The sequence below is a fragment of the uncultured Anaerococcus sp. genome (assembly GCF_947253225.1).
Classification (GTDB): Bacteria; Bacillota; Clostridia; order Tissierellales; family Peptoniphilaceae; genus Anaerococcus.
In genome coordinates this window covers 1-22,570 of sequence record NZ_CAMXYR010000024.1, presented here as the reverse complement: position 1 = coordinate 22,570, position 22,570 = coordinate 1, and the positions used below count along the sequence as shown (strand labels likewise).

Sequence of the window (22,570 nt, the reverse complement as noted above, 5' to 3'; positions counted from 1 at the left end):
TACACCTGTGTTAGGTCGTCGGCAGCGTCAGATGTGTATAAGAGACAGTACTAATCCTTTTTTATCTCATATAATAGGAAGAGAGGTATTTATGAAAAGAAATATAAAAATTTTATCGACAAATTTCGATATCAGTCTTGGAGATGTCGAAAAAAATGTAATTGAGATTAAAAATATAGTTAAAAAAGCAGAGGATGAAGGGGTTAATATTCTTTCTTTGCCTGAACTTTGTCTTACTGGTGCTTCTTTGTACGATGCCTACGAGGAAGATATTCTTATAGACCAAGTCGAAAAAGCTGTTTGTGATATGTGCGAGTTTACAAAGGACTATGATCTTCTTGTAGGAATAGGTGCACCGCTAAGAGCCTGTGGGGAAGTTTTTAACACCTATCTTCTCCTTAAAAAGGGAGAAGTAGTTAGTACCTTTGTAAAAGATAAGCTCAAAAATTATGAAAAGACTGTATTTTCAAACCTTGCTCCTACTTCATTTAGAATTAATAGTTTAGACCTTCCAGTTAATTCATATCACCCTATAAATTTTGGTGGCCTTAGAATAGGAGTATCTATTGGTGAAGATGAAAAAAAAGATATTCCTCAAAGTCTATCATCCAAGACCCTTGGATCGGATTTGATTTTAAATCCAAATGCCTTTGAAAAAACAGTTCTTTCTAAGCAAAAGACCCTAGAAGATGTTTCCTATCTTTCTAAAAATCTTGTTTATGTTTCAACGGGGACAGGAGCTGGGGAATCAAGCACTGATTGTGTTTACCAAGGCCTTTGTATCATAGCTTGTGATGGAGAACTTAAAACTTGGGCAACGAATGAGAGTGTCTATTTAACAAAGTCCTTTGAAATTGATGGTAATGGTCCTTGGGCTTTTACTAAATTTACTGAAAAAGTAGATAAGGTAGACAAATTTCCATATTTGCCTAGCAAAGATATGGCTGATGCTTATGTAAGTGATGTTATGGATATAGCAACAGAAGCTCTCCTAACAAGGATTAAAAAAATTGGTGTCAAGGATGTGTTTCTTGGGGTATCTGGAGGGTTAGATTCAACCATGGCTCTTTTATTTATAAATGAAGCCTACAAAAAAGTAGGACTTTCTAAAGAACATATCCACGCCTACACTATGCCAGCCTTTGGAACAAGCAAAAGAACAAAGTCCAACGCAAATTACCTATGTGAAGCCTTGGGGATTACTTTAACTGAAATAAATATTTCGCAATCTGTTAAAGTCCATTTAAAAGATATTGGTCATGATGGAGTAAGTCAAGACCTTGCTTATGAAAATGCCCAAGCTAGGGAAAGAACCCAAGTTCTCCTTGACCTTGCCAATATGCATGGGGGAATAGTGATTGGAACAGGTGATTTGTCAGAGTGTATGCAGGGATTTGCAACTTTTAATGGCGATCATATAAGCAACTACTCTCTTAATGGGACCTTAACTAAAACTCATCTGAGGTTTATTGTCGGAAGGCTAGCAGAAACAACTAATAATGAAAAATTAGCAAAAGTTTTAAGAGATATATTGGAAACTCCGATTTCTCCAGAGCTAAAAAATGAAAGTGATGAAAATATCAGCCAAAAAACTGAAGATATTATAGGTCCTTACGAACTAATTGACTTTTTCATCTACTACCACTTAAAGGAAAAACTAAGTCCCAGACAAATCCTAGCCCTAGCTAAGAATGCTTTTATAGACACCTACGATTATGAAACAATAAAAAAATGGCTAAGGTCTTATTACAAACGCTTTGCCTTATCTCAATTTAAGAGAGCTACAGCAGTCGATGGACCAAACATAACTGGCCTATCAACCTCACCTAGGATGGGTTACAAGATTCCATCAGATCTAGCATCAAACCTTTATCTAGGAGACTTTGATGATTAAGAAAAAAATGGATCTAGGCCTAGGGGTTTTTGCCCTAGGTCTTGGGCTATACATTGATAGGCAGTGCTTTTATGCTAAGGAAAAAAGAATAAAGCTGTATTCACCGAAAATCAAGACTCCATTAAGAATAACGCAAATATCTGACTTTCATTCCAATGTCTTGGCAAATTTGGGTGAAGTGATAGAGACAATAAAAACTTTCAACCCTCATTTTATAATATTAACTGGCGATATAATTGATTATGGAACTGACAAGAAAATAAAAAGAAGTCTTTTCTTTTTGAAAAACTTGATGCAACTTGGAATACCAGCTTATTTTATAAGTGGCAACCACGAGGAAGCAGGTCCAAAGCTTGATGTTTTTGTCAGAGAAATGGAAACTTTAGGCATAAGATACTTATTCAATGATGGTAGAAAAATAAAGGTGGGTGATAATCTTGTCAATTTGTATGGACTTGGTCATTATGCAAGATTTTATAATAAGTATAAGCCGAAAGATGAAGAGATAAACATCATCCTAAGCCACTTCTCCAAGCCAATTAGAGATGACAAAAGAGATGATTTTGACTTTGTATTTTCTGGTCATACTCATGGTGGTCAGGTTAGACTTCCATTCATAGGGGCTATTTTAAGTCCTGGGGAGGGATTTTTGCCTGATTTTGACAAGGGAATATTTCCTTACAAAAATGGTATAATATATGTGGATAGTGGACTTGGAAATACTTTCTTGCCTCTAAGATTTCTAAATCCTATAGGCTATTCAAATATTGAAATAAAAAATGGGTCTGTAGTTTAGTGGTAAAACAAGGGTGTCCGAAGCCAAAGATGGGGGTTCGATTCCCTCCAGACCTGCCATAAGTGAAATTTAAAAGTGATGAGTAATATAAGTTTACTTCCTAAGTTAGAAATAAAAACTAACTAAAGGAAGTAGAACAAATATTTTACTCATCACTTATTGCATTTTAAATTTTTAATATTCAACTAGGGGGTCTACATGCACATAAATAATACCAAATGCTAATTTGAATCATAGTTTTTGGCAATCTGGGCAAATGCCTGTAAATTCAAAGTTATGACCTGTTATTACGAAACCAGTTTCCTTTTGTATTTCATCTTCTAGTAGATGGACAGGACAGTTTTCTAGGATAAATTTCCTATTGCACAAGGTACAAGTGATAAAATGTTTGTGCTCATCATTATTGATTTGGTAGTAGCTTATTCCATCTATGTTGGTAGTTTTTAGAAGAATATTATTTTCTTCAAGTGTGTTAAGATTTCTATAAATTGTAGATAAATCTACATCAATATCTTCCTTAATAAGTCCATAAATTTCTTCTGCTGATATTGGATTTTTTTCTTTGTACAAAGTTTCTGCTAGGATTTTTCTTTGCTTGGTAATTCTCAAGCCTTTATTTTTTAAAAGTTCTTCTATATTCACGTCCTCACCTCCCTTGTATTATACTTTTATTTGACAGTTAAGAAAATACCCATATAATCATACATGCAAATAACTTGCAATAAAGGAGTAATATATGAAAATTAAAAATATAATCACAGTTCTAGCTCTCGCTACATTTTTATCAGCTTGTGCTAATAAGACAAACACAGAAGATAAGACTGTAAAAGATGGAACAAAAGTCGAAGAAAATGTCAAAGAAGATAGCAAAAAAGCAGAAGATGCCAAGGAAGAAAATGTAATATATACATCATTTTTCCCAATCTATAATCTTGCTAAGCAAATCGCAGGAGATAAGTTTGAGGTCAAATCTTTTACTAACTTAAAGACTGAAAGCCACGGATTTGAACCATCTGCCAAAGAAATAGCAGAACTATCTTCTTCTAAAATAATGTTTATAAATGGAGCAGGCATGGAAGAGTGGGAAGATGCTGTTAAAAAAACAGTTGATATCGACCTTGTGAATACAAGCAAAGGTATTGACTTGATTAAGGCAAGCGAAGAAGATCACGACCATGGCCATGAAGATTCTGATCACGATTCTCATGAAGATAATGACCACGACCATGACGAAGGAGAAGCCCACGACCACCACCACGGCGAATTTGATCCACATACCTGGCTTGATCCTGTAAATGGTAAGGCTCAAGCTAAGGTTATAGCTGATAAGCTTGCTGAGATTGACCCTGCAAACAAGGATTACTACATGACAAATTATGAAAAAATCGCCAAAGAATTAGACGATATCGTAGCCGAATATAAGGACAAATTTGCAAAGGTTCAAAATAATAAATTTATTGTTCCTCACCAAGCTTTTGGCTACCTTGCTCGTGAATTTAATCTCGAACAAATCCCTCTAAATAGCCTAACATCCACTGGGGAAGCTGACGCCAAGGTTCTTAAAGAAGTTGCTGATCTTGCAAAAGAAGCTAAATTAAAGACTGTATTTTATGAAATGGGAGGCTCAGATAAGGAAGCTAAAACTCTTGCGGATGAAATTGGTGCAGAAGCTAAGCCAATAAATACACTTGAATTTGCAACTGATGAAGAACTCTCATCAAATAAGACCTACCAAGAAATGATTAAAGAAAACCTTGAAGCAATATACAAGTCTATGTCATAATATATTTATGAGATTACTAGATATAAAAAACCTTAAATTTGGATATGATGAAAATTTAATATTGGATGATATCAACCTTAGCTTAGATGATGGGGACTTTATAGCTATAAGTGGAGAAAATGGGTCAGGTAAGTCCACCTTAATCAAGCTGATACTTAAAGTGATTAAAAAAGATTCTGGAGAGATTAAACTTTTGGGTAAGCCCATAGAAGAGTTTACAGCCTACGAAAAAATAGGCTATGTTCCCCAAGTAAATGATTCGTCAAAAATCTCATTTCCAGTTACTTGCAAGGAGTATGTAAGTCTAGGCTTGTACAAAGAATTTAACATTTTCAATATGCCAACTAGGAAAGTTATTATGGATGTGAAAAATGTTTTTCAATCTTTGGCTATAGAAAAGCTATTGGATAAGCCTTTCAGAACCCTATCTGGAGGTCAGCAACAGAGGGTTATGATTGCAAGAGCCCTTGTATCAACTCCTCAAATGTTAATTCTGGATGAGCCAACAGTTGGGATTGATGCGAAACACAAGGAAGACTTCCTAAAATTGCTTGGCCACCTAAATAGAGATCACGGTATAAGTATTCTGATAATAAGCCACGAGATGGAATTAATTAAGAATTATGTAACAAAAACCGTCTATTTAAAAGAAGGGAGGCTTGTTGATGCTTAATTATGATTTTATGCAAAGAGCTATCCTTGCAGGAATAATGCTTTCTATAATTATCCCAATGATTGGAATAGTTATGATAAATAGAAAGACCTCCATGATAGGGGACGCTTTGAGTCACTCTTCGCTTTCAGGGATAGCCATTGGGTTGATTTTTGGGATAAATCCCTTGTGGACTTCCTTAGTTATTTGTGTAGTGGCAAGTTTTGCTATAGAAGTAATTAGGAGACGCTTCGACCAATATGGAGATATGGCTACTGCTATAGTAATGTCTGGAGGTATTGGTCTTGCAGCAGTTCTTTCTGATTTTACACCTGGAGGAGCTAGCTTTGAATCATTCATGTTCGGATCAATTACAACCGTAAGCAAGCAGGATCTAAGTCTTATCGCATGTGTTTTTGTCGTTGTAGTCGGTGTTTCGATTTATTTTTACAATGCCCTTCTCTACAACTTGATAAATCCTATGATGTCTAGGTTATCAGGAGTTAAGACAGATTTAGTAGATTCTATTTTTACACTTTTGACAGCGATAACTGTTGCAATTTCAGCTAAAACAGTTGGGGCATTGATGATAACATCCCTCATGGTAGTGCCAGTAGCAACTTCGTTACTTGTAAGCAAATCCTACAAGACTTCCTACATTCTATCAATAATTCTCTCCCTAGCCTTTATGCTTACAGGAATTACAGCAAGTTTTTATTTGGGAGTAAAACCTGGTGGTTCAATAGTATTAATAGCAATAATCGTTTTGATTTTAGTTAGTATATTTACAATGACAAGGCAAAAGTTGCTTATAAAAAAATAAATATTTGGATAAATACGAGTAGGCTTAGGCCTACTTTTTTCGTGGAGTATAGTATACATAAAAGGAAGGTAAATATGAAAATTATTATATCACCAGCAAAAAGATTTAAGCACTTTGAGGATATAGCAACAAGTCCATTAATTTATCCAGAAAAAACTAAGGACCTTGTAGAAAAAATAAAGAAACTTTCAATCAATGAGCTAGGAAATCTCAATCAAACTAATGACCAACTAACAGAAAAGGCCTACTTTGATTTTCAGGATTTCGATTTTGAAGACTTGGGAAATCCAGCACTTTTTTCCTATGATGGTCTAGTTTTCAAGCAATTTTCCTATGATGATTTTAAGGATTTATCTTATCTAAATGACCATGTCTATGTAATATCAGCCCTTTATGGACCACTCAAGCCTTTTACAGGAATCAGGGACTATAGATTATATTTCGATAATAAGATGATTAATCTCTATGATTTTTGGAAGGATGATATTTACAGGGAAATTTTTAAGGATAAGGATCTTGTTTTAAACCTTGCTAGCAAGGAATACTCAAAAACCATCAAACCCTACTTAAAAGAAGGAGATGAGTTTGTTACAGTCGATTTCAAGGATGAAAAAAATGGTAAATTTAGGTCTATTGTATCTTGGACCAAACAGATGAGAGGAAAGATGCTAAAGGAAATTATTACAAGGAAAATAGCTAGACTTGATGAGGTCAAGAAATTAGAAATTGATGGATATGTTTATGATTCCTACAAGTCCACTGGATCCAACCTTGTTTTTGTAAGGAGAAAATCGTGAGATTACTTCATTTATCAGACCTTCATTTAGGAAAAAATATCGGGACTTATTCTCTTTTGCAAGACCAAAGATTTGTCCTAAAAGATATAGTAAGAATAATTGATGAGGAAAATATTGACCTTGTGATGATTGCAGGAGATATATTTGACACATCAATTCCGAGTGCTGAGGCTCTTAGTCTTTATTCTGATTTTCTGGAAGAGGTGATTTTTGGTCTTGGGAAAAAAGTTCTTGCCATAGCTGGAAACCATGATTCTTCAAAGCGACTTGATATAAATAAAAATTTCTATAGATCCAATAATTATTACCTAGTCAGTGAGCTGGAAGATAATATAATTTCCTTTGAGGATGCCTATGGAAGGATAAACTTTCACCTAATCCCTTTCATTTCTATAAGTAAGGCTAGGGCAGAGCTTGACCCTACTATTAATAATTTCACAGACCTCTACAAAAAGCTCCTTAGTGTGATTAGCTACGATGATAGAAATGTCCTAATAACTCATTGCTATGCATCAAATATGGGGTTAGAGGATGAAAATGCTTATGACGATGGGCAAAAACCCCTCACAATCGGTGGCAGTGATGCCATGGATGCAAATTTGTTTAGAAACTTCGACTATGTTGCTCTAGGTCATCTCCATAGGGCACATTTTGTGCTTGAACCTAAGATTAGATATTCTGGAACTTTTATGAAATATTCTTTTGATGAGAGCAAGGAAACTAAGACTGTAACAATAGTCGATTTAACAGATGAGGTTAAAATATCAAAAATTAAGTTAAAAACTTTTAGGGATTTTGAGATAAGGAAAGGGAAATTTGAAGATATATTAAAGAGTGAAGCTTCCAAAAATTATGTCAAATTCATACTAGAAGATGATTATACAATAGAAAATGCTATGGCTAGGCTTAAAAAGAAATTTCCCTTGGCAGTTTCTATTTCATACGCCAATAAACTAGCCTTTACTAGGGAAGATTCCTTGGATATTGATATAGAAAACAAGGGAATCTTGGAACTTTTCGAGGATTTTTACAAGTTCAAGATGGATGAAGATATGGGCGATGAAGAAATTAAGACCCTACAAAGGATTATAGAATGAGACCTAAAATACTTAAAATGAGAGGGTTTATAACCTACAAGGACCAAGTTGAAATTGATTTCTCAAAACTATATGATAGGAAAATTTTCCTTATATCAGGTGATACTGGCTCTGGCAAAACTAGTATTTTTGATGCCATAAGCTTTGCTCTTTATGGTAAGGTTGCTAGAGAAATTGATGATGATAGGCTTAGGTGTGATTTCCTTTCAGAAGAGGATCCCTATACTTTTGTAAGTCTTGAATTTGAGGTTGGAGATAAAACTTATTTAATAGAGAGAATTCCAAGGCAAATTGCCAAGAAAACAAAAAAAGGTCAGAATATTTCAAGCTCTGTAAGCCTTTTTGAGTTAAACTTGGGAGAAAAAAAGTTTATTTCTGATAAGAAAAGGGAGACGGATGAAGCTATAAAGGAAATAATCGGCCTTGATGACAAGCAATTTTCCAAGGTTATGCTACTTGCTCAAGGTCAATTTCAGGAATTTCTTTCTGCGAAATCTACAGATAAGGCTAGCCTCTTGGGCGATATTTTTAAAACTTACGAGTATAAGGATATGCAGGATAAGCTTAAAGAGGCGTCCAAAGATTCAATCAAGCAAATGGATCTAATAGATAGGGAACTTACAACTACTCTTGATTATAGCAAGGAAATTAAGGACTTGGTAGATAAGGATGATATATTAACTCATGAATTTGACCAAATTCTAGCAAGTATAAGGTCAGGTAAAGAAGAAGTCGACAAGGTCTATAAAAATATTTCAGCTAAGGAACAAAAGCTTGATGATAATCTAAAAAACCTCTACAAGAGTCTTGAACAAGCAAGGAATTTCAATCAAAACATAGAAAAGTATAGGCAAATTGAAGAAAAGATCCTTCCATATCTGGGTGAGGAAGAGGACAATAAAGACCTTTTGGAAAAAATAAAAAAAGCAGAGCTTGCGAAAAATATTTACATCTATGAAAAAAGATATAAGACAAACCTTGATGATATCAAAGCCATTGAGAAGTCTTTGGAGGAAGATAGGTCGAGGGAAAAAGAAGAGGAAAAATTATTTAAAAAAATAGAAAAAGACTACCAAGATGTAAATTCCTTGACTAAAGCTCTTGATAAGTTAAAGATTGAGGATGAAAATATTTCTAAGACTTTGACAGAGCTAGAAAACTTTGCTGATGCGAAAAAGTCCTACCTAAGTCTTGATAAGGAAAGAAAAGACTTTGACCTTTGCCAAAAGGAAAGAGAAAATTTACAGACGAATTTTGCCAAGGACAGGGAAATTTTTGACCTAAACAACGAAATTCTAAGAGAAATTACAGAAAAAGGTAACCTTATCAACCAAAGTCTTCAATCTTTGGCAGAAAATACAAGAAAATTAGAAGATGACCTAAAAAAACTCGAGGAAATTGAAATCTACAAAAAAGAGATAGAAGGCCTAAAGGATAAGAAAAACCATATCCTAGCTATTGAAAAAAAAGCTCGTAGCAATAATGAACTTGCCATTATTAATAAGATGATAGATAAGCTTAATGACCAAGGTATCTGTCCAGTTTGTAAAACAAGCCATAGAAATCATTTTGAGAAGTATCCTACTGGGGACTTTGACCTTGAAAAAATCTTGGGAGATATGGCAAATATTGACCAAGCTATCCTCCTAAGGGATGCTCAGGTAAAAAAAATCATGGAAAGTCATACCTTTAAGACGAGCTTGCAAGAGCTTAGGAGTCTTATAGATAGAAATTATTCAAATAAAAAAGACTTAGAAGATAAGCTTTTGGGTCTTAGGGAGGATTATAAAAAAAGAAAAGCCGATGGAGAAAAGCTAAAGAAGACTTTGGAATTTATTAGGGCAAGGATTAAGGAGCTTGAAGATAGGATAAATTCTTTGGAAGAACATTTGAGGAAATCCAAGGACATAGAGATAAAATACCTTAGCCTAAAGGAGAAGATGGAAAATGTTAGCGAAGATAACCTAGTAGCAAAGAAAGCTAAACTTAAAGAAAAAATCAAAGACTTAGCTGATAAAATTGCAGAAATCACATCTTCTTATCAAAAATCTCAGTTGATATTGAAGGAGATTTCTTCAAATATTATTAATAAGGAACAATCCATCAAGGATTTAGAGGAAAAATCAGATGAATATGATAGTGAATTTAAGACAGTAATGGCAGAAAGTTTTGCTAGTGAGGATGCTTATACACAAGCTCTTGCAAGATATGATAAGATAATCGGAAATAAAGATTATCTTATCACCTACTTCAAGGACCTTGAAAGGTTAAGGGCAAGTCTAGAAAATTATCTTGTATTCAAGGACAAAGAGCCTCAAAATATCCTTGAATTAAATCAAAAAATAGAAGATGAAGCTAGCTACAAGATGGAGCTTTCAGATAAAAAAGCAGAAGTCTTTGCTCAAATTACAAATTTTGAAAGAGTTCTCCAAAGGATTGACGACCTCAAGAAAGACTATGATAATAATGTTAAAAGTCACAAGGTTTTGGCAAAACTTTCTAAGCTTGCAGATGGAAGCTTTGGGAAAGTTATTGGCAGGGAGAAAATTGATTTTGAAACCTTTGTGTTGACTTTCTATTTTGACAAAGTATTAAGACTTGCTAATATTAGGTTTTTGGATATGACCGACAACCAGTTTTCAATGGTGAGAAATTCTGATGCTAGTGATTTGAGAAGTAAGGCGGGTCTTGATATAGAAATCCTAGATGCTAACACAGGAAAACTTCGTCCTGTTGCAACTCTTTCTGGTGGAGAAAGTTTCCTTGCTAGTTTGTCGCTGGCCTTGGGTCTGTCAGATGAAATAAGTATGGAAAATGGAGGAATAAGAATTGATACTCTCTTTATTGACGAGGGATTTGGAACCTTATCCAAGGACTATTTGACAAATGTTATCACTGCTATCGAAAAGCTTTCCTATGAAGATAAATTTATAGGGCTGATTTCTCATGTTGATGAATTGAAAGAGGCAATAGAAGCCAAGATAAGGGTTAAGTATGAACCAAACTTAGGTTCTAGCGTGGAGGTTATGACGTGATTACTACAATAATTTCGAGATTTCCAAAGGAGAGTTCTCGCTATCTATATAAAAAAATTGAGGAAGACTTAAAAAATGGTAAGAAGGCAATCCTTCTTGTTCCAGAACAGTATACCCTCCAAACTGACATCAATTTTATGAAAAATATTTCATATAAGTCAGTTATGGATGCAAAAATATTAAGCTTTTCATCCCTAAAAAGCTTTATAACCGATAAGATTGGGGAAAGTGAAAAGAAATTTCTTACAAAAAATGGAAAACTTCTGTTAATAACAAACATTCTCCAAGACAAAAATGAAACTTTTTCTTTGTTTAAGAACAATTACAATAACATCGACTTTGTAAATAACATATCTTCCCTTATTGCATCAATAAAAGACAATAAATTTGATGAAAAGTTTTTTAAAAGTATTGAAAATTCAGATGACCCAATAACCAAGATAAAGTTTAGAGAAGTTAAGATGATTTATGATGAATATGAGAAGGAGATCTCCAACAAATTTATTGATTCAGAAGATAGTTTATCCTACATTATAGATAAACTCCCGACTTGCGACTTTCTTGATGGAGTAAGCTTCTATTTTGATAAATTTGATAGCCTATCCGAACTCAAGCTTTCCTTTGTTGAGGCTCTTCTGGCTAGGGGAAATGATGTTAATATTTCCCTGAATCTTGATAAGACTTTTCTTCATGCTGCTAGATTTTCGGATCTTGAAATTTTTGATTCAGCTGTGAAATTTTATAGAAAGCTCAACGACCTTAGCCAAACTAAGGATATCTTTTTGGATGCTAGCAAGGGAAAGGAAGATATATACCACCTACTTGAAAGCTTTGATAGATATACCTACAAGACCTATGCTAAAGCTCCTTCCCATATTCGCTTTGTAGAAAATATCTCTACAAAGACAGAGGTAGAAACAACTGCCGAGCTAATAAATTATATGGTCAAAAAAGAAGGATATAGGTACAGAGACATCGGAATTTACATATCTAGTGATGATGAGTATCAAAATGAAATAAAAAAAGTATTTAATAGGTATAGGTTACCAGTTTTTATGGATGTTTCTAGGAAATTGATAGACAACCATATCATAAAAACTTTTCTTGCCATCCTACGTCTGCCACTTTATAATTTCTCAACAGAGGATATGAATTATTTTTTAAGGTCAGGAATCTTTAGTTTTACAGAGGATTTTGAGCGAAAAGTTATTATTTTTCAAAATTTTATCAAAAACAGGAAAATCAAGGGAGCTATGTTCCTAAAAGACAAATATTTCACTCTTGATTATGGTTTTTACCAAAATTTGTATGAAGCTGATCCGAAAAAAGAAGAAAAGCTTAGGGAAAAGGAAGAAGAATATGAACTTGTAAATGAAATAAGGGATAGAATAACGGGTCTTATTAAACCAATTCTTGGTCAATTTGAAAAAACAACAACCGACTTAGCCTCAGATATTTTTTCTATTATTAATGATGAGCAAATAAGAAAGGGAATTTCCAAGTATCAGGCTATCCTAAAAACGACAGGTAAGCTTGATGATTACAAGGAAAATGACCAAGTGTGGGATAAGTTTATAGAAATTCTCGAAGAAGTTGTTGCCCTTATGGGAAATCGAAAGGCTAAGCTTGAAAAAATTTATAAGCTGATTGAGGCTACTTGCAGGGATATAAATGTTGGAATTATCCCTCCAAGCAAAGACCATATCATCGTTACTTCCTTTGCCCGAGCAAGGATTTCTGATAGGCCAATCAACTTTGCCCTAGGTCTTAATGATGTGTTCTTCCCAAGTGGCTCATCTAAAGATATGATTGTTGGGAAAAATGAGAAGGACAAGCTAAGAAGCTTAGATCTTGACCTAAAGGTTTTTGATGAAGACCTTGATGAAAGGGAGAAGCTCAATCTTTATAGGATGATTAGTATATCGGATAGAATCTTTTTCTCTTACGCTCTAGCAAATAGAAAATCTGAGGCAATAAATAAGTCTGTAGTCCTCAATTCTATAATGAATATTTTTAGAGATGAGGAAGGAAAAATCAATCCACAAGCGATGATTTACGGCAATAACCTAAATTTATCCATACAAAAATTTTCCTATGAGAAAATGCAAAAATATGCTCTGGCAACTATCAGAAAAATCATGAAAAAAGAAAAAGTCAGCTTTGATGATTTGGATATAGCTAAGGCTTTTGTAAGATATCTGCAAGCTAGAAAAGGCTTTGACCTTGTTGAAAAGGGACTTTTGTATACAAATGATAAAAAGAATCTAGCCAAAGACCTTTCAGATAGGCTTTATAGGAAAAATCACTTTAATGTAAGCGAGATCGAGACTTATTCAAAATGTCCTTACAGATATTTTATAAACTATGGGCTTAGACCATCAGTCTCTGCTTCCTATGATGTTGATAATATGGAAGTTGGAAATATTGTCCATAAACTGCTTGAAGATATATCAAAAATCCTCAAGGAATTAGATTTTGATAAGATAGATGAGAAAAATCTCGAAGAAATCCTCATTGAGAATTTCAAAAAAGCAACAGAGAAAAGTCTTGACCAAACTAGGAGGGAGGATCCTAGAAATAAGTTTATTTTAAATAATATTTTGAACTCAAGTAAAAGAAATGCCTTAAAAGTAATAGACCAAGTGAAAAATGGGGATTTTAAAATCTATGCTGTTGAAAAAGATTTTGGTTATAAGGATGAGTTAAGCTTTCCAGAAGTTTATGTAGATGATGAAAATTACTTGCGAGGTAGGATTGATAGGATAGATAAGAAAGATCAATTCGTAAGAGTAATCGACTACAAAACTGGAGATAAGGAGTTTAAAATTGTAAACCTACTCAATGGCTTAGACCTCCAGCTATTAGTCTATATGATGGCTCTATCACAAAATAATAAAGAGGTGATGGTTCCGATAGGCTCTTTCTATATGCCCTTGAAGGATGATTTAGAATCTCTCAAAGATGGATATTCCAAGGAGGCTATAGAAGCATCAATCCTAGATAAATTTAGGATAAATGGGCTTATTGTTAAAATAAATGATGAAATATTTAAACTTATAGATAAGAATGCTGATGACCTAAAAGCTTCCTCAGTTATAGATATCAAAAAATCGGATATTCTTCAACCAGAAGAAATGAAAAGACTAGAAGATTTCGCAAAAAAGTTGGTAAGTAAATATATAAGTAATATCAAACAAGGTCATATAAAACTCAATCCACTAAGTTACAAGTCCGACAAAAATGAATGCCAATATTGTGCCTATAAGGGGGTATGCAAGTTTGACCCGACTATAGACCAGCTAAGATTTAGAAACTTTAATGAGAGTTTGACCCTAAAAGACCTAGGAGGTGAGGAAGATGTCTAAGATGAGTTTTACCGATGAGCAAAAGGAGGCCATTACAAGTAGAGGAAAAAATATAATAGTATCTGCTGCGGCAGGTTCTGGCAAAACTAGCGTTCTTGTAACAAGGATTATAAAATTGCTCATAGAAGATAAGAAGGATATAGCAAGGTTCATTATAGTAACCTTCACCAACAAGGCCTCTGTCGAAATGAAAGATAGGATTAGAACTGCTCTTGAAGAAGAACTTAGAAAAGAAGGAGCTGACTTTAAATTTATAAAAGACCAGATAAAAAACCTTAAATACGCCCAAATAAAGACCCTCCATTCTTTCTGTTCAGATATGCTTAGGGAAAACTTCTATTATTTTAATAACTTATCTCCAAGTTTTAAGGTTGTTTCTGATAATACAACCACAATCCTTATGGCTCAGGCCTTGGATGATGTTTTTACTAGGGCCTATGAGCAAATGGACGATAGATTTGTCAACTTTCTTAGGAATTTTTCAAAAAACAAAAATGACAATGGTGCCAAGCAAGTAATCCTAAAAACCTATGCCAAGATAATGTCTCAAGTTAGACCTGTTGAATGGCTTGATAAAATGTGTGAGGACACCTTTAGCCTTGATAGGTTCAAAAAGGAAGTCAAAGAAACACTTGAGGCTAGCCTAAATCTTGCTAAGGCAAACTACAAGTATACCCAAGATATGGGCATGCGAGATAAGCATCAAGAGTTGATTTACGATGACCTATCTACCATTAGCGACCTAGTTTTACTAATTGAAAGTGATTGGGATAAGTTTATAAGAAGAATAGGAAAGGCATCTTTTGGGAAGATTACAAAGACTAAGACCGATAATCCTGAAGCCTATAATTTTATCAAAGAAACAAGAGATACCTACAAGGATGACCTTAAAAATATCTATAAGTTTGTAAAAAACACCGATAGCGAAACTATGGCTATTTTTTTTGGCAAAGAGGCAGAAATTCTTGCTGAGATTAATATTTTGGTTAAAGACTTTATGGATACCTACTTAAGAATAAAAGAAAGCAAAACTTACCTAGATTTTTCAGATATGGAGCATAAGTTCATCGAATTAATTGATATAAAAGAAGCTAGAGAAAAGCTTAAGGCGAATTTTGACTATATTTTCTTTGATGAATATCAGGACTCCAATGAAATTCAAAATTATATAATCGAATCCCTAAAAGGGGAGGATAATTTATTTTTTGTAGGAGATGTCAAGCAATCAATTTATGGTTTTAGGAGAGCTGAGCCTAGATTGTTTTTAGAAAAGCTTACAAGTTATGACAAAGCGGATAAGTCACAAAGAATAAATCTCAACAAAAACTTTAGGTCAGATAAGGATATCCTTGATTTTGATAATTATATTTTCGATAGGCTTATGACTAGAGAAAGTTCCGATATTGACTATAAAAATGGTGGCCATAGGCTAAATCCAGCTAGGTCAAACGACTCTTCAGCTAAGAAAGTTCATGTTGCAGTTATTGATAATAGCATAAATGAAGAAGATTATCTGGTAGAGCTTATAGGACAAATAAAAAGTGAGGGATATAATTACAGGGACATAGCAATCCTCCTAAGGTCAGGCAAAAGCTCCTACCTCTATGAAGAAGCTTTCAAAAAAGCAGAGATTCCTTTCTTCAACGATATAAGTAAGGTTTCCTTCGGTGCTGTTGAAGTTAGCTTTTTTATAAATATCCTTAAATATTTGGTTAATCCCAAAGAGGACCTAACCCTTCTTGCTCTTTTAAGGTCGGAAATTTTTGGCTTTAGTGAGGATGATTTGGTAAGCATAAGACTTGCTAGCGATAGCTATTCTTTCGTTAAAGCTTTTGAAGCTTATGCGATTAAGGATAATCTTCTAAATAAAATCAATGATTTTAAGACTATTTTTTATGACTTATCCTCCATGATATCACTTCTAAGTCTCTATGAATTTGGAACTTATCTCTTCGAGAAAACAGGTCTTTATGAGTTTTTAATGGCGAGAGATAGGGCTGAGGAGAGGATTGCCAATGTGGAAAGTTTTATTGATATAATGGACGATTATGATAGGTCAAATGATAATGGCTTGTTTGGGTTTTTGGATTATGTTGAAAATCTAGCTACTTATAGGTCAGATGATATGAAAACTGCAAGAGAGCTTTCAGAAAGTGAAGACCTAGTTAGGATTATGACCATACACAAGTCCAAGGGTCTGGAATTTCCAGTTGTAATCCTTGCCGATGCAAGTAAAAATTTCAATAACCAAGATAGCAGGGAGGCCGTTGTTTTTGATGACGAAAAAGGCATAGGCATTAACCTCTCAGACTATGAGAATAAGGTTCGCTTTCCATCACTCAAGAAAAGTTTGATTTTAGAAAAAATCAAGGTGGCTAATAGAAAAGAGGAGATGAGAGTTCTCTATGTCGCCCTTACGAGAGCTGAGGAAAGGCTTTATATAACAGGAACAAGAAATCTAAAGAATCTTAACAAGATTGATAAGAAAACTGATTACCTTTCTATGACCAACTACCTAGATTGGATCTTAGCAATCCTATCTTTTGATAAGATTTCTGAAGGGATATTTGATGACTATGAAACAGATTTGTTGGGAGATTTCGCAGAAATAAGTCTAGTAACAGAATGTGAGAAGATTGATAAATATCAAAGTGTAGATATAAGAGGTTTCTTAGAAGATGGAGAAGCAAATCCATTAATCTACAAGGAATTTACTGAAATTTTTGATAAGGCTTATCCTTATTCTGCTGATACTAATGAATCAATCAAAAAATCAGTAACTGAAATAAGCAAAGATTTCGATCCTTCCATGGATGGTTATAAGCTACCAAGTTACGGACTAGAAGAACCATCATCAGATTTTAGAAAACCAAACTTTATTGACGATGTCAAAGTATATAAGGCTGTCGATAGGGGAACTATAATTCATAAGGCCTTTCAAGCCCTTAGCTTTAAGAATTATGATGAAGAATCCATGGAAGATGAGCTTGATAAGTTGATTAGAGAGAGGAAAATCGACAAAGATACTAAAAAAATTATTGAAATAGATAAGTTGTTGACCTTTTTTAATAGTCCTCTTGTAAAGAATCTTACCCAGACTTCCTTGAATATTCGTAAAGAGGAATCCTTCCTTATGGAAAGAGGGGATTATTATGTAAATGGACAAATAGACTTGTTATTTGAAACAAGGGATGGAATTGTTCTAGTAGATTTCAAGACTGACAAAAAAAAGAGAGAAGGTTTCTATGACAAGCAACTTTCTATATATAGAGAAGCTATTGAAGATGCTCTTGGGAAAAAAGTTCAAAAATCCCTTATCTATTGGTACAATTTCAAAGAATTTAGTGAAATATAAGCTACAAGTATTGATAAATCTAAAACCTGAACCAACAAGTTCAGGTTTTTTAGTAGAAAGAACCATTTATATTGATAATTTCTCCTGTTATGTAGCTTGCCTCATCTGAAATAAGAAATGAGATTAGACTTGCAATTTCATCGGCCCTTGCAAAGCGATTGAGACCAACTTCACACTTTAGATCTTCAAGTTCATTTACAGAAAAGTCATTTCTCATCATATCAGTATCAACAATACCAGGGGCGATTGCATTGACCCTGATACCACTAGGAGCAAGTTCTTTGGCAAGAGATTTGGTAAAAGAATTTATTGCACCCTTTGAAGCAGAATAGCAAGCCTCCATACTTGCACCATATTCGCCCCAAACAGAAGACATATTTACAATTATTCCATTTTTCTTGGAAATCATCTTAGGGATAGCTCTCTTGGATGTAAGAAAAACCGAATCAAGGTTGGTAGCCATAATCCTCTTCCACTTTGCATATTCCATATCTTGCACAAGGTCAAATGAAGAAAGTCCAGCGTTGTTTATGAGGATATCGACAGAGCCAAAGTTTTTTTCGGTAAGGTCAAACATTGAATTGACCTCTTCTTCATCACCAACATCAGCCTTTATGGCAATAACATTGGGATTGGTCTTGCGAAGGTCATTAAGGAGCTTAAGGGCAACTTCCTTACTCTTATTGTAATTGATAACTATTTTATAATTTGGATTAAGCTTTCTGGCGATGGCAGCCCCAATACCACGAGAAGAACCTGTAATTAAAACTGTTTTCATAAGTTAATTGTATCATAAAAAGCTTTAAGCAAAAACATATTTGGGTATCAATAGTAAAGAAAAAGCAGATAGACAAGGAGTTTACATGAAATATATCACGCTAAATGATGGATTAAAAGTTCCAGCTATGGGGCTTGGAACATACAAGATAGAAGATGAAAAAACAATGGAAGAAGTGATTATCTCTGCCCTAGACTTGGGATATGAATACTTTGATACTGCCAAATTTTATAATAATGAAGGATATATTGGCAAGGCTCTAAAAATTTCAGGCAAAAAGCGAAGTGATTATATGCTTGCAACTAAAGTTTGGCCATCAGACTTTGGAATTGACAAGACTAAAAGATCCATAGATGAATCACTTAGAAATCTTGGAATAGATTACATCGATGTGCTCCACCTCCATTGGTTCGGCAAAGATTTTGACAAGTCTTGGAAGGTTTTTATGGACTACAAGAAGCAAGGGGTAATCAAATCAATAGCTGTATGTAATTTCATGCCAGAACAAGTGGTAAAACTTCTGGAAGTAGGAGAAAAACCATCCATGGATCAACTAGAAAGTCATCTTTTCCTCCAAGACCCTGAAACAAAGAGCTTTCTAAGAGAAAAAGGTATAACTCACCAAGCATGGAGTCCCCTAGCAAGGGCAAGAGGAGGACTTTTTGACGAAGAAATCTTAAATAAAATAGCTAAAAAATACAAGAAAACACCAGCTCAAATTGCTCTTAGATGGCACATCGATAGGGAAAGCATGATAATCCCAAAATCAGTCCATAAAGAAAGGCTAGAGGAAAATATAGCTATCTTTGATTTTAAACTTGACGAAAGCGATATGAATTCCCTAAAAATTCTAGACAGAAAGCAAAGATTCTCAAACGATCCCCTTGATCAAGTGTGGCTAGAAAAAGCAAGAGTAATGGAATAATATTATAATCATTCCCCTAATATCCCTTATTTTCAAAATGGATTGAGAGGGGTATTTTTATGTAAATATAAATTTATAAATACATATAAAATACGATCTTTTCAATGGTTATTTAAGCATCAATTATAAATATACTGAGCCTACAAATTATTGACAAATTTTTCGGATTGAGTACCATAATTAAGTAAAATAATATAAGAGGATAAATAATGGAAAAATCAAAAAATATACTTACAAAATGCGTAGTTATTTTATCAGCGATAATAAATGTTGTCTTCTTGTACTTTCTTTTTAAATATAAGATTCTTCCTTTAGGATACAGAAATGGGCTTCTTGTCTTTCTTGGACTCATTTTCGCTTTATTCATTTACCTTGGTTTTGTAAAAAAGAAAAATACCAAGGCACTGAAGGTGGCATCTATAATATTTTTGCTTATATTAAGCCTAGGACAGGTTGCGTTTATGTCCTATGCTAGAAAGTCAATAAAGACATTAGAGGAGATTAACAACAAAACAACTAGAGAGAAAAGTGAAATATCATTTGTTGTCCTTAAAGATTCCAAAATCAAAAATCTAAAGGATATTGCTGGTAAAGAAATTGGGACAGCCCAAAGTTTTGATAAAGAAAATACAGACAAAGCATTTGCCAGCTACAAAAAGGATTATGGGACAGAGTTAAAGTCAAAAGATCTAACTAACTACCAAGCAGTAGCTACAAGTCTTCTTGATGGTAATATCGAAGTAATGATGCTAAATGAATCATTCAGGCCACTTCTTGACGAGAGTATAGAGGGATTTTCACAAAAGACTAGGGTGCTTGATTCGATACTAGTTGAGGGTGAAAAGAAAAAAAAGGCTGAAAAAGAGCAAGTTAAAGAGAACCAATCATTTAACATCTACCTATCTGGAATAGATACCTATGGTAGCCTATCTACTGTATCAAGATCAGATGTAAACTTGATAGTAAGTGTAAATCCTATCAAAAAGAAAATTTTGATTACAACAATACCTAGAGATACCTACCTATCCATTGGAGGAGAGGGAGATAAGCTAGATAAACTCACCCATGCTGGACTTTTCGGTGTTGATACATCAATGAAGAGTCTTGAAAGCTTCCTTGATGTAAATCTTGATTATTATGGAAAGGTTAATTTTACTAGTCTAACAGATCTTATTAATACTCTTGGAGGAATAAGCGTAGATAACCCAGTGGCTTTTGAATCAACTCATGGCTCATATTATTTTCCTCAGGGAAGAATAGATATGGATGGGGATATGGCTCTATCATTTTCTAGGGAAAGATATCACCTCCAAGAAGGAGACTTTGATAGGGGCAAAAACCACACCAGGGTTCTTACAGGTATTATCAGGAAGATGTTAAGTCCTGAGATGCTAATAAATTTCAATCAAATTGCAAATATAGCCTTAGAATCAGTAAACACAGATATAGGCTACAACAAGATGATTGAACTTGTGAACAAACAACTAGAAGATGGTGGCGAATGGAAAATTGAAAGTCAAGCCCTTAAAGGAAAAGGAACTATGGGGCTAGATTCTTACCTCATGCCAAATGCCAATCTCTACATGATGGTGGCTAACAAAGAATCCATTAAGGAAGTTCATGACAAAATAATAGAAAACAACAAATAATACAAGGAAAGAAATATGGGGCAAACTACAGTCATACTTATGATTATTACAATTTTATCTAAACTATTTGGATTTGTAAGAGAATCAGTTATGGCTGCGATACTCGGTACAGGAGAAATCAAGTCAATATATGTTACGGCGACAACTATTCCTGACATAATGATGTATACAGTTATTGTAGGAATAGTTTCATCCTACATTCCAGTATATACAAAGGTTCAAGCTGAAAAGGGAGAAAAAGCTGCGGGAGATTTTACCTCAAACCTTATCAACCTATTGATGGTATATGGATTGGTTACCTTTATCCTAGTTACTATCTTTGCTAGTCAAATAGCAAAAATTTTTTCACCAAATCTTAGTGGAAAATCTCTACAAATGGCAGCAAGCTTTACAAGAATAATGGCTCTATCAATTTTCATATTTCTATATTCAGCAGTTATAAGAGGCTTTCTAAATGCCAAGGGTAACTTCATAGATCCAGTCATACCAGGAATAGTCATAAATATATTTGTAATTGGAGCAACCTTTTTTACAGGAATTTTTAGAAATCCCTACATTCTAATAATAGGAACCCTTATAGGAAGCATAATCCAATTTTCAAGATTTCCCTTTGTCAGCAGGAAACTAGGATTTGTCTACAAGAAAACAATAGATTTCAAAAATCCTTACATAAAATACATGCTCACAATTATGATTCCAATCATCATATCAAGTGCAGCAAACAAACTATCAATCCTAATAGATAAATCCATGGCATCAGCCTATCTTGGGATAGACTCCGTCGCCAAGCTCTTTTATACAGAAAATATGCTAGACTTCATAGTAGAAGTCTTTACTATAAACATAGCGACAATCACCCTCCCCAAAATAGCCAAACTTGCAAATATGGGAAAGATAGAAGAGATGAAAGAAAAAACATCACAAAGTCTTGTATTAACCATGTCTCTTGTTTTCCCAGCCACCTTTGGCATGATGGCCCTAGCAAGCCCAATGATTAGATTAATTTACGAAAGACACGCCTTTAGCCCAGCTGACACGAGGATTGTAGCTTCCCTATTAATATCCTACGCCCCTTACATCATCTTCATATCAATACTAAAAATAATATCCAACGTCTTCTACGCAACAGGAGACTCCAAATCCCCACTACTTATAATCCTCTTCCAACAAGCCATAAATGTACTTTTAAATATGGTCTTGGTAGAAAGATTCGGCATAGACGGCATAGCCTATGCGACAAGCATTTCGACAGCACTTGGATCTCTTATAATTTTTGTTGTATATCTAAAAAAATTTGGAAGATTTAATTTAAGAGAAAAAGTAACTAGTCAGATCAAAATTCTTATAGCGTCATCCATTATGGCTTATGTAACTTTTATGGGTTTTAATCTATTATCAAATTACCTAGTATTAGCTATAGCTTTGTTATTAACTATTATAATTTCTGCATTAACTTATCTTGTTATAATTTATTTTGAAAAAATAGAAGAAATTGATAAATTGATAAATATCTTACTTAGAAAAATTGGTAAATAGTTACATCAATAACTTTTATGGATATTATAAATTATGTAGAAAAAAAGTAGATAGAGTTTTATGTTAACATACTTTAATGTATAAT

Annotated in this window: 15 protein-coding genes; 13 read left to right on the top strand and 2 right to left on the bottom strand. The window is 33.9% G+C overall.

From position 1 onward, the window contains the following. The first annotated feature begins 91 nt into the window (after nucleotides 1-91). Both nadE and Q0W95_RS04420 read left to right on the top strand, forming a co-directional pair. Nucleotides 92-1,894, top strand: coding sequence for an NAD(+) synthase (nadE, locus tag Q0W95_RS04425; RefSeq protein WP_297790307.1), 1,803 nt, complete (start codon nucleotides 92-94; stop codon nucleotides 1,892-1,894). Then, complete coding sequence (locus Q0W95_RS04420) at nucleotides 1,887-2,690, top strand: metallophosphoesterase (RefSeq protein WP_297790306.1); 804 nt, start codon at nucleotides 1,887-1,889, stop codon at nucleotides 2,688-2,690. Before nadE ends, Q0W95_RS04420 begins: the two co-directional genes overlap by 8 nt. Nucleotides 2,691-2,921: 231 nt before the next feature. Here the strand turns inward: Q0W95_RS04420 and Q0W95_RS04415 are convergent, their stop codons facing one another. Next, on the bottom strand, nucleotides 2,922-3,332 hold the full coding sequence (locus tag Q0W95_RS04415) for a Fur family transcriptional regulator (protein WP_297790305.1): 411 nt from the start codon (nucleotides 3,330-3,332) through the stop codon (nucleotides 2,922-2,924). Nucleotides 3,333-3,426: 94 nt separating this feature from the next. Between Q0W95_RS04415 and Q0W95_RS04410 the strand changes: the two genes are divergently transcribed. From Q0W95_RS04410 to Q0W95_RS04375, 8 genes are all read left to right on the top strand, one after another. After that, nucleotides 3,427-4,473 (top strand): zinc ABC transporter substrate-binding protein, encoded by a 1,047-nt coding sequence (locus tag Q0W95_RS04410; RefSeq protein WP_297790304.1) that lies wholly within the window; start codon nucleotides 3,427-3,429, stop codon nucleotides 4,471-4,473. Nucleotides 4,474-4,480: 7 nt separating this feature from the next. Further along, complete coding sequence (locus Q0W95_RS04405) at nucleotides 4,481-5,146, top strand: ATP-binding cassette domain-containing protein (protein ID WP_297790303.1); 666 nt, start codon at nucleotides 4,481-4,483, stop codon at nucleotides 5,144-5,146. After that, nucleotides 5,139-5,948 (top strand): metal ABC transporter permease, encoded by an 810-nt coding sequence (locus Q0W95_RS04400; protein ID WP_297790302.1) that lies wholly within the window; start codon nucleotides 5,139-5,141, stop codon nucleotides 5,946-5,948. The genes Q0W95_RS04405 and Q0W95_RS04400 overlap by 8 nt, the downstream gene beginning before the upstream one ends. Before the next feature lie 74 nt (nucleotides 5,949-6,022). Then, on the top strand, nucleotides 6,023-6,745 hold the full coding sequence (locus tag Q0W95_RS04395; RefSeq protein ID WP_297790301.1) for a YaaA family protein: 723 nt from the start codon (nucleotides 6,023-6,025) through the stop codon (nucleotides 6,743-6,745). Further along, nucleotides 6,742-7,842 (top strand): exonuclease SbcCD subunit D, encoded by a 1,101-nt coding sequence (locus Q0W95_RS04390; RefSeq protein ID WP_297790300.1) that lies wholly within the window; start codon nucleotides 6,742-6,744, stop codon nucleotides 7,840-7,842. Before Q0W95_RS04395 ends, Q0W95_RS04390 begins: the two co-directional genes overlap by 4 nt. After that, nucleotides 7,839-10,877 carry an AAA family ATPase gene (locus Q0W95_RS04385; RefSeq protein WP_297790299.1) on the top strand — a complete coding sequence of 1,013 codons (3,039 nt, stop codon included), beginning with the start codon at nucleotides 7,839-7,841 and terminating at the stop codon, nucleotides 10,875-10,877. The genes Q0W95_RS04390 and Q0W95_RS04385 overlap by 4 nt, the downstream gene beginning before the upstream one ends. Next, the gene (locus Q0W95_RS04380; RefSeq protein ID WP_297790298.1) at nucleotides 10,874-14,242 is read left to right on the top strand and encodes a PD-(D/E)XK nuclease family protein; all 3,369 of its coding nucleotides are present in this window, start codon (nucleotides 10,874-10,876) and stop codon (nucleotides 14,240-14,242) included. The genes Q0W95_RS04385 and Q0W95_RS04380 overlap by 4 nt, the downstream gene beginning before the upstream one ends. Next, nucleotides 14,235-17,597 (top strand): UvrD-helicase domain-containing protein, encoded by a 3,363-nt coding sequence (locus tag Q0W95_RS04375; protein WP_297790297.1) that lies wholly within the window; start codon nucleotides 14,235-14,237, stop codon nucleotides 17,595-17,597. The genes Q0W95_RS04380 and Q0W95_RS04375 overlap by 8 nt, the downstream gene beginning before the upstream one ends. Before the next feature lie 49 nt (nucleotides 17,598-17,646). Here Q0W95_RS04375 and fabG read toward each other — a convergent pair whose 3' ends face one another. Then, nucleotides 17,647-18,375 carry a 3-oxoacyl-ACP reductase FabG gene (gene fabG, locus Q0W95_RS04370; RefSeq protein ID WP_297790296.1) on the bottom strand — a complete coding sequence of 243 codons (729 nt, stop codon included), beginning with the start codon at nucleotides 18,373-18,375 and terminating at the stop codon, nucleotides 17,647-17,649. Nucleotides 18,376-18,460: 85 nt separating this feature from the next. Between fabG and Q0W95_RS04365 the strand changes: the two genes are divergently transcribed. The 3 genes from Q0W95_RS04365 (at nucleotide 18,461) to murJ (ending at nucleotide 22,485) form a co-directional block, all read left to right on the top strand. Continuing rightward, nucleotides 18,461-19,300: an aldo/keto reductase gene (locus Q0W95_RS04365; RefSeq protein ID WP_297790295.1), complete on the top strand. Its 840-nt coding sequence runs from the start codon at nucleotides 18,461-18,463 to the stop codon at nucleotides 19,298-19,300. Between the two features lie 209 nt (nucleotides 19,301-19,509). Continuing rightward, complete coding sequence (locus tag Q0W95_RS04360) at nucleotides 19,510-20,949, top strand: LCP family protein (RefSeq protein ID WP_297790294.1); 1,440 nt, start codon at nucleotides 19,510-19,512, stop codon at nucleotides 20,947-20,949. Between the two features lie 15 nt (nucleotides 20,950-20,964). Continuing rightward, on the top strand, nucleotides 20,965-22,485 hold the full coding sequence (murJ, locus tag Q0W95_RS04355) for a murein biosynthesis integral membrane protein MurJ (RefSeq protein ID WP_297790293.1): 1,521 nt from the start codon (nucleotides 20,965-20,967) through the stop codon (nucleotides 22,483-22,485). Nucleotides 22,486-22,570: the final 85 nt, after the last annotated feature.